At 35.8% G+C, this 2,242-nt stretch carries 3 protein-coding genes; 2 read left to right on the forward strand and 1 reads right to left on the reverse strand.

Going from position 1 to position 2,242, the window contains the following annotated elements; translation table 11 throughout:
• Positions 1-159: 159 nt before the first annotated feature.
• Positions 160-612, forward strand: a complete 453-nt coding sequence (locus DCC39_RS18680) for a DinB family protein (protein ID WP_116556388.1) — start codon at positions 160-162, stop codon at positions 610-612.
• Between the two features lie 323 nt (positions 613-935).
• Here DCC39_RS18680 and DCC39_RS18685 read toward each other — a convergent pair whose 3' ends face one another.
• Positions 936-1,181 carry a hypothetical protein gene (locus DCC39_RS18685; RefSeq protein WP_205948547.1) on the reverse strand — a complete coding sequence of 82 codons (246 nt, stop codon included), beginning with the start codon at positions 1,179-1,181 and terminating at the stop codon, positions 936-938.
• A gap of 412 nt (positions 1,182-1,593) precedes the next feature.
• On the opposite strand from DCC39_RS18685, the gene DCC39_RS18690 reads away from it, so the two are divergent.
• Positions 1,594-2,037 carry a MarR family winged helix-turn-helix transcriptional regulator gene (locus tag DCC39_RS18690; protein ID WP_116556390.1) on the forward strand — a complete coding sequence of 148 codons (444 nt, stop codon included), beginning with the start codon at positions 1,594-1,596 and terminating at the stop codon, positions 2,035-2,037.
• The last annotated feature ends 205 nt before the right edge of the window (positions 2,038-2,242 follow it).

A 2,242-nucleotide genomic window follows, 5' to 3' on the forward strand; every position in this document is an offset into this window, starting at 1 on the left:
GTATCTCCATAAATTGAAAATACCACAGCCAAAGTGACCGTGGTAGACCCAAAATTTTATACTTTCTTATCTCCTAAAAAAGGGCTAATTTGTTCTGTAACGAATGATAGTGTAAGTCAAGTTTTAGGAAAAACCCTGAGGAAAAGGAGACATCATAATTTGGGACAAGCAAAACAAATGATGAATGAATGGTTGCAACATCGGAAGGTGTTGGAAGAGTTATTGGAATTGATTGATGACGAACATATCAACTTCAAACCGTGGGAAGGCGCTATGACGCTTGGTGAACTGGCGTTACATGTTGCTGGATGGAATGATGTGTTCGTTTCAATGGTCAAGACTGAAGAATTTACCTCACCAGACATCCCAGAATGCAAGACGATGGAAGAGGTACGTAAAGCTGTAAAGGAATTTACGCAAAAAACAAAAGCTGCTTACGAATCATTTACTGATGCAGATTTAGAAGCCATAAACAATTCATCGCATCCAAAGCTTCAAGGTCCGAAAAAAAGATATCTTATTGCAATGTATGATCACGAAATTCACCATAAAGGCCAACTTTTTATGTACGCACGCATGGTAGGTGTGCAGGAAGTTCCATTTTTCCGCTAATTAACGCACTGAAGGAGCATAAAATGTCACCGAGCCGTTAGGAAATTCCTACTACAATCATTGCAAAAACGAAAGACAATATGGTTATCCTATCATCATAAAAACCGTTCAAAGATGAATGCCCAGGCTTTAAACCATTACAGGAATGAACCTTCCGCATTAACTGGGAGTAAGCCCCCACCTCTAAGCTAAGGGAATCCGAAGAAGCGAAGGGTGGGGGGATAATAGGTTCTCAAATTAAGAACGCCATCGTGCAGCAACGTCTTCATGACTCACATCCTGTGAGCCTAACCCCCTACTGATTGATAAAAAAGAACAACGATTTACTCATCACTCTTTTTTTCAATCATATTTTTAGTACAGCTATACAAACCACTTGCTGACAACCCGACCATTAATCCGACAATTATCCCCTCTTTTAATGTTGCGTCTAAGTAAACAACCCCGAAAGCCAATCCGAAAAATACTGCTACAAAAGGCGAATATTTAGCAGGCAAACCTCCCCTTTTGAATAACTCTACAAGCCCAAGAATCAACGGAATAACAGCCACGTCATAAATTTCAAACACATTAACCATCTCCTTTTATTTATTTTTATGGAATGTCCATTCTGTGAGAAACGGCTACTTTCACCCCAAATAAAACAAAATCCGACTACCTTAGCGGCAATCGGTCATGTATTTTCTCTAATTTGTCTATATCAATATTGTATTTTTTCGCAAACTCATTAAACATTTCGTGTGCTTGTTTTCACATTCTTTGTTTCTATTTTTCGTGTTGAAGTCGGGATTGGCTTAGCAACCATCAGGTATCTTACTAGAGGTTTCAATTCATCTCATCTTAAGCTGTTAATGGAGAAGCTATTATTATCCTGACCCTGTATTTTCTTGACATTCATAAATACATAAGGTATTGTTTACCTGAATAAACTATTTATATACATAAAATATTTAACTTTATAAATATTAAGAGGTGAGCAATTTGAAGCAAGGTGATTTCATTAAAGAAGGTTTTTTATTATTTGATAAAATCAACCATCATTTAGCAATTAACTATTACTCTTTACTCGAAATTGAACTCACTCCAAAGCAGTTTATGGTACTCCATCTTATACATGAAATTGAACCAGCAAAAATTCAAGACATATCTCATCAGTTGCACTTATCAATGAGTTCAGTAAGTCAGCTGGTTAATAAGTTAGAGCAAGAAAACTATGTTTCAAGAAGTATTAATCCTCAAAATAGGAGGGAAATTCTGGTGACAGTAGGTAAGAAAGGAAAGGAGTTTTTTAAAAAGTACGAGGAAATGGATGACTTAGTTATAGAAAAGTATTATTCTAAATTATCCATAGAAGAAACAAAGCAATTTAGAGATTTTGCCAAAAAACTGTATACTCTAATCACTGAGGAATCTGGCCATGTTTAATTGGGCGATGTTTTTAACTCTTGTTTCTATCTCTATCCCGGGTATCACTATTTCTTCAATTATGCTTACTCATAAAACGGTTTCGGGAAAAAGAGAAGTGCCTATTGTTGTAGCTATTATTTTACAAATTGTTTTCCTAACCTGAATTATTCATAGAAATTCATTGATGTCCTAGTAATGCTTATTTATCAAGTAGTCTAGATAA

The sequence above is a fragment of the Pueribacillus theae genome (assembly GCF_003097615.1).
GTDB classification, from domain to species: Bacteria; Bacillota; Bacilli; order Bacillales; family UBA6769; genus Pueribacillus; species Pueribacillus theae.